At 64.3% G+C, this 6,569-nt stretch carries 4 protein-coding genes, 1 pseudogene and 1 other annotated feature; of the genes and pseudogenes, 3 read left to right on the top strand and 2 right to left on the bottom strand.

The features are described from left to right. Positions 1–325, top strand: a 325-nt coding sequence (locus ACTSKS_RS10890; RefSeq protein ID WP_442927552.1) for a hypothetical protein, incomplete at its 5' end; no start/stop codon positions are given. A 45-nt stretch (positions 326–370) separates the two neighbouring features. On the opposite strand, the gene ACTSKS_RS10885 is transcribed toward ACTSKS_RS10890, so the two are convergent. Further along, positions 371–502, bottom strand: coding sequence for a hypothetical protein (locus tag ACTSKS_RS10885; protein WP_256835923.1), 132 nt, complete (start codon positions 500–502; stop codon positions 371–373). A gap of 1,008 nt (positions 503–1,510) precedes the next feature. After that, positions 1,511–4,645 carry a hypothetical protein gene (locus ACTSKS_RS10880; RefSeq protein WP_256835745.1) on the bottom strand — a complete coding sequence of 1,045 codons (3,135 nt, stop codon included), beginning with the start codon at positions 4,643–4,645 and terminating at the stop codon, positions 1,511–1,513. Between the two features lie 161 nt (positions 4,646–4,806). Between ACTSKS_RS10880 and ACTSKS_RS10875 the strand changes: the two genes are divergently transcribed. Together ACTSKS_RS10875 and ACTSKS_RS10870 are read left to right on the top strand one after the other, a co-directional pair. Next, the gene (locus ACTSKS_RS10875; RefSeq protein ID WP_087625420.1) at positions 4,807–5,331 is read left to right on the top strand and encodes a phosphoribosylamine--glycine ligase; all 525 of its coding nucleotides are present in this window, start codon (positions 4,807–4,809) and stop codon (positions 5,329–5,331) included. Between the two features lie 214 nt (positions 5,332–5,545). Next, positions 5,546–6,569, top strand: a pseudogene (locus ACTSKS_RS10870) (IS3 family transposase); the annotation flags it as partial. Then, positions 5,845–5,979: a sequence feature (AL1L pseudoknot), on the top strand. Its footprint overlaps the pseudogene before it by 135 nt.

The raw sequence follows: 6,569 nt of genomic DNA, 5'->3' as shown, positions 1-6,569 counted from the left end.
GGCACAGGTGGACGAGCTGGTGGCTTCGTATGAGTCGGGCGCGACACTCGTGGAGCTGGGCGAGCGGTACAGCATTCATCGCCGCACCGCGGCGGCGCACCTTGTCCGCCGCTCGGTCCCGATCCGCCGGCGCGGTCTCGATGAGTGCCACCTCGCCGAAGCGGTTGAGTTGTATGCGGGTGGATTGACGCTGATGGAGGTCGGGCTAGGCTTCGGCGTGAGCCAGCAGGCGGTGAGAAGAGCGCTGGCCGCAGAGGGTGCCGAGATTCGCCCCAGCAGGCGCCGTCAGTCCGCCGTGAACAAGTCTGCGTGCTTGGCGCCGTAGTCACCTGTCGCGTCCGTGGATGGACTGGGTTCATCGCTACCGCCGTCATAGGCTCGCGGCGACCAGCGCCTCGACCAGCTGCTCGGGTTTGAAGATCAGCTTGGTATCGAACCGCTCATCGAGCTTGTCGTCCTTATCGCGCGTCAGGGCTCGGACCCACTGTTGCTCGGTGAACACCAGGTCGCAGTAGACCGGGGGGGACGGGAAGTTGGACGACGTCGATGAAGTCGTTCGCCTTCCAATTTTGATGCTGGGGCGGATGCAGGTGGTTGCTCACCCGCAGAGCGTTCGCCACCCGGCGGGTGGGGAGGGACTGAACGAGTTGGAGGAGACCTACGCCACCCAAAGTCTCGGTCACCTCCGTGGCGCTGATGCCCGCGGCCGTGACCCGCTCACGGATGGCCGGGGCAATATCGTTGAAGTCCGAGTGGATGACCGCAGGGAGCAACTCAACGCGCGACACCTTCCGCCGCGCGATCTCTTCAGCGATGCTGATTTCGTGCCGCACGAACAAGTCACCCCAGCGGAATAGGTCGAGTGGTAGGCCCGCGCGTGCGTGGGTGCTTGGACCTGCGCGCAGCAGTAGCTCTTCGAGCGGGCGGTCGATCGGGGTTCGGAGGTCGCTGCTCTTGTCTTCGGAGGCCGTCCGTTGGTCGGTCCGCCTCATGGAGTTGTGGACGCCGCCGGCAGTCAGGTGAGCGATGCCTCGTCCCGAAGACGCGAGGCGCGGTCACACCGTTTGGCCGTCTGAAATGGGCGCGTAGGGCGATGTCGATCTCGTACTGAAGAAGTTGCTTGGGTGTGGTGATGGCGTCGAAGTCGGACAGCTCGATCATCGTGTCGACCAGGCGGTTCCTGGAGCCGTCGTTGTGGTTCTTGGCTGTCTCCCAGTACCGATACAGATCGAGGGGGAACGATGCCACTTCGTGCGCCCTTGCTGCCCGGCACATCTCGAGTGCATCGCGGTAGCGCTCGCTGCCGGTCCGGCCATGCGCTGCTCTGGCGAGACCGATCCATGCGAACTGATCGAGGTAGACGTGAAGCACGGGACCCTCAGATCACAACGGAGCACATGCTCGAACTCACATCCACGGACATGTTCTCCCCCCTGGGCTAGTCATAACTGCACTGTCAGTCGCGGCTTCTTCATGGGCGTCCCCCAGGTCCTGCGATCGCCGACAGAATCTAGGCGGACTCGCTCGCATCGCGGGCTCGGTGGTCCTTGTTGCCGTGGTCGGTGGGGATGTCGAGCAGTGTGAGCAGGTTTCCGTCCTTGTCGATGCAGTCGAGTAGGTCACGGTGTGGGATGTCATCGATGGCGTATCTGTACCGGCGGGTCAGGAGGTCACGCATCGCGTTCTCGCCGGGAGCTTCGGGCCGTCCGCGGAGGTTCCACCGGCGGGCGACTGACACCGTCTGAGTGAAGATGTGCATGTCGACGACGTCGTCGGTGAACAATGATAAAGGCATTGTCGGGGAAGCTGATGTCTCCGGCTCGCGGGCAAGGTCAAGCGCTCGCCGGGGGTCGCCTACACCGGGTCGTAGTCCCGCTCGCTTCATCCGCCAGTTCATGGAGGTGTTGACTAGAGCGACGAGAATTTGCCAGTCGAGCCAACCATCATTGCGTAGTCTCACGATGGTCGCTCGCCCGGCTTGATCAGACAACAGTCGTGGGAGCGTGAACCGCAGGGTCTCATTGGCCACTTCATACCGTTCGCGGATGGCCTGAAGCGACTCATCGCGGTCATAGCCCGGACCTGTAACGGTTGAGGCCGGCAAGTGCTCACACTCGGTGGGTTGAAAGGCGTCGGAGGACGACGGCCTGCTTGCGTCAGCGCATCGGGCGTAGTGATCGTCGTCCAGTAGGGCGGCAGTCTCCTCGTAGGGGCGACCGATAGACACCTTGTGAATGAGGCCGCCTCTGAACAAGGGTTCTAGGAGGTCCTGGAGTTCGTCTGGTGGGCGGACATGGACGGCGTGGAGCAGTTGGTAGCACATCGCGAGGATCGCCCTGTTGTGCGCTTCGGGGTCCGTCAGCGAGTTCGATAGGGCAACGTTAGCCAGGACCTCGGGCGCTGAGTCGTCGATGTCGATCGAGTCGTCTTCTCGGCTGGCGCCGGGTCTCACGTCCACCGTGACCCGAATTGTGCTCTTGATCAGGACCGGGTTCATCGGTGCGATGTCAGCCAAGAGGACCTGGAGCGCGGCGACGAAGCCCTCGGCGGTCAGCACCGTCTCTCGGTTGTTGTCGAACTGGAAGGTCCAGCGGACGCCGAGGGCTTGGAAGTCGATGAGTCGTCTGTGGCCGACATCGCCGAGGAGTGGGCCAGCAAGCTGCTCGGCGGCGCGAGCTTGGAACTCGTGCTCGGTCATGTCGAACCGCGAGTCGTCGTGCTCGATGACTTCGACCAACTGTTCGTACCAGTTAGTCGTCTTGTGGGCTGCTTCGATAAGTGGTTCAAGATCGGGCCAGAATGTGCGGATGCCGGCTAGCTCCAAGGTGGCGTTGGTGTCGTGTGCTGCGAGGTCGGGGTGTTTGTCGTAGTCGAATGGATCGGTCAGCATCTGGGCGCGCGCCAGGAGTGCGACCTCGGTGAGTCGGGCAGCGTCGACCCAGGTGCCGGCCTGCTGGGCGTACTTGGCTGTCTCCAGCAGGGCCTTGGGCACGTGCACCTGCACGTCGATGTCGTCGCTCATCATCGCCAGGGCAGCGGCGGTGCACGCGTACATCTTGGCCGCGTACATCAACCCGAGGCTGGCGTATAGCGAGCCCAGGTAGCGCATCGTGAGGATGGAACCGTAGATGGTGTCCCCGTTGAACCACTTTGCTTTCGCGTTGTGCAGCTCGGCCAGAGCCTTCAGGGGCTGACCAGCCCTCACGAAGGCCATCCCGCGATCGCGGCATCGCTCGGCGGTGGCGGCGTCGCCCTGTACTTGGGCCAGTACGATGTCGAAGCCGTCACGGACCTTTTCGTAGTTGGTGTGCCCGGAGACTGCTGGCGCGTACATCGTGAACAGACGCGCGAGTTCGCTGGACGAGTAGGCGCGAGCCCGCGGCAGTAGGTCGACCAGCTGCGTCAGGTAGGACATCGCCGCGTCGAAGTCGAACAGGTGCGACACCGGCAATGCCGAGGTATCGATGGCGGACTCGTCGAGCCTCACTCCGACGTTGGAGGCAACCGCGGCAGGTGGGGGCTTGCCGTCAGTCGTCTCGATGCCCTCCCAGTCCGGTACCAGGTGGGCGAACGCAAGTGTTCCCGTCAAGGTCGCCGACCGCACCGGATGCGTCACCGAATCGGTGGCGTCGAGCAGGTTGACGAGGTGCGACCGTAGCCGCAGCATCGCAGCACTGATCTCGGATGCCTCGGCCTTCGCGACCCCGGTCATCCACATCGTCCCCCAATACGAGCAGAGCGTCACAGCATCGTCAACGATGTTCGGCCGGGTGCTCGTACACGCGTAGTCAACGGCGCGACGAACCAAGTCCTCGATTCCGGCCGCGACGCCCATGCCCCGGAACCGCGCGATAGCCATCTCGTAGCACGCTCGGAACACCAACTCGGTGTCCAAGCCATCTGCGGAGTCAGCCAGGAACGCCCCCATGAAGTCCAACCACTCCGGCAAGTCGGCATTCGCGTGCTCATCCCAGGTCGCGTGTCGAAGTCCGTGAGTGATCTCGCCCTGTACCGCCGGCGTCAGGGCTACTGGCCCACGGTTGCGACGCAACCCATCGATCAGATCCGCGTACCACTGCGGTGCCGGCTCGTCCTCCGGCGTGGGGACCAGATGCGAAGGCAGTTCGAGGTAGTGCCGCGCGACCCACACCAAGTCTGCCTCGGCGAGGAACGTCGCAATATCACCGCCGCAGAAGATGTCCAAGGTCACTCCGTAGGACTCGCGGGCGGTCCGCTGGAGGTCGTGGGTCACGCCCTCGGAGATGGGGTGCACGCTGAAGAATGCGACGTGGTCAACGTCAGCCGCATCGTCGGCGCAGATGCCGGCGAGGTCACTGAGAACCTTCTGCTTCAGACTTCCGCTTTGGACGGTGCAGGCCACCACCACCGGCGACGTAGAGGCCGCAGCCGCGAAGCCTGCCGAGTGCGGCAGCTCGCTCGGGAGGCGGGTTGTGAACGTCTCCGCGTCTCGCTGCTGATCGCCGCCCGAACTGACAGGCCCGGTCGCGATCAAGATGTTCGAGCTGATCCGCTTCTGAGCAACCCGCGTAGCGATCTCCTCGAACCGATGATGCTCGTTCCGCGACGAGAGCTCGTCCAGGCGGAACCGGATGTACGCCTCCGTCTCAGGTATGTGCTCAGTCACAGCTCTATTCTCCTCTTACGGTTCCGACGTGCAACGAGTGCGCAGCTGTCACCTCCCCGAGGCTCGTCGATGTCGGTCGGCTCCTCACCGTGCGGGGCGCGGTGCCACACCGGCTGCTGGTGCGCCGGCGATGTCCGTGGCTGCGGATAGCGTCATGGCTCATGGATGCAACTACCACAGCGCTACTAATCTCTGCGGTGTCGCTGCTGTTGGCGGGCCTATCGCTTGGCTGGCAGATCGCTCAGTGGCTGCTGTCAGCCGGCCGAGCCAAGGCGGCCCTGATGCATGGACTGATGCAGGGCACAGGTGCCTACGTCGGGCCCGTCGGCAAGGGCGGGAGTCCATTCGACTTGGACAAGCTTCGACGGCAAGGCATCGATGGGCCACCGGTGGTCGGTATCCAGGTCGTCAATCATGGACGGGCGCCGCTGTCAGTGGAGCGGGTGTCGCTGTGCACGCGGGGCGGAGTCATGCAGTTCGTCCCGATCGGTGACGTGCTCGGTCCCGAATTGCCGTACCGTCTCGAACCTGGTACAAACGCAAGCTGGTACGTGACCGAGGACAACGCCGCCCGTCTTGCGCACAGTTCTCGCGAGGCCTTGGGCGAACCGGTCATCGGTGTGTACATGACCGCTCAGTTGGGCACCGGCAAGACCGTCAAGACACCGCATACGCTACGCCTATAGACGGCGCCAGAATCCGCTACTCAACGATCTGTGATCGTTCAGCCAGGTAGTCGTCGGCGGTGGCGAGAAACGCCCGATAGAGGGTTCTCGCGGCGTCATGCGAACCATCGATCGGGAAATCGATGCCGAGCCAACGCCAGACAAGGCCCTGACTGCTGCATGAAGCGCCCTGAGTTTGTTGGAGGCTCCTGACCTTGGAAACGAGGATGGAGTTATGCCGAAGGAACTGGCGGATGGGAAGCCGACGACTCGTCGCTACTCGGTCGAGGAGAAGGCCGCCGCGGTACGGATGGTGAGGGCGCTGCGCGCCGAGCTGGGCGTCACGCAAGGGACCGTGCAGCGCGTCGCGACGCAACTCGGATACGGGGTCGAGTCCGTGCGCATGTAGGTCAAGCAGGCCGACGTCGATGACGGCCTCGCGCCGGGCGTGAGCTCGGCCGAGGCGCAGCGGGTGCGTGAGCTGGAGCAGGAAGTCCGGGAGTTGCGCCGGGCTAACGAGGTGCTCAAGCGGGCGGCGTCTTTCTTCGGGGCGGAGCTCGACCGCCATCACCGGAAGTAGTCGCGTTCATCGACGCGAACAAGGACGACCTCGTTGACGGTCGCCGGCTCGGAGTCGAGCTCATCTGCAGACTGCTGCAGGTGGCTCCGAGCAGCTACTACGCTGCAAAGACCCGTGCCCCGTCCGCCCGCGCGGCGCGAGACGAGGAGCTGATCCCTCAGCTGGTCGAGCTCTGGGAGACCAACTACCGGGTCTACGGGGTCCGCAAGCTCTGGAAGGCTGCCCGCCGCGCGGGGATCATGATCGGCCGGGACCAGACCGCCAGGCTGATGCGCGCCGCAGGCGTCGAGGGCGCGAGGCGTTCGAAACGGGTCAAGACCACCAGGCCGGATCCGGTTTCGGCGCGTCACCCTGACCTCGTCAAGCGGGAGTTCACCGCGACCGCGCCGAACCGGCTCTGGGTCACCGACCTGACGTTCGTGCCGACCTGGGCCGGCGTCGCCTACGTGTGCTTCATCATCGACGCGTTCAGCAGGATGATCGTCGGGTGGCGGGTCGCGTCGCACATGCGCACCGAGATGGTCCTCGACGCGATCAAGATGGCCCGCTGGTCACGCGGCGCCCGGCACGAGGATCTGCGCTGTCACAGCGATGCGGGGTCTCAATTCACCTCCATTCGCTACGGCGAACGCCTCCGGAGATCGGCGCAACGCCGTCGATTGGAACCGTCGGGGATAGC

This window comes from Micrococcus sp. TCR-5 (genome assembly GCF_052220525.1).
GTDB lineage: Bacteria > Actinomycetota > Actinomycetes > Actinomycetales > Micrococcaceae > Micrococcus > Micrococcus luteus.
This window is presented reverse-complemented; position numbering and strand designations above follow the sequence as displayed.

Excerpts from the sequence above, each read along its gene's own strand:
- ACTSKS_RS10875 (WP_087625420.1), top strand. The coding sequence starts at position 4,807 with ATGGATGCAACTACCACAGCGCTACTAATCTCTGCGGTGTCGCTGCTG.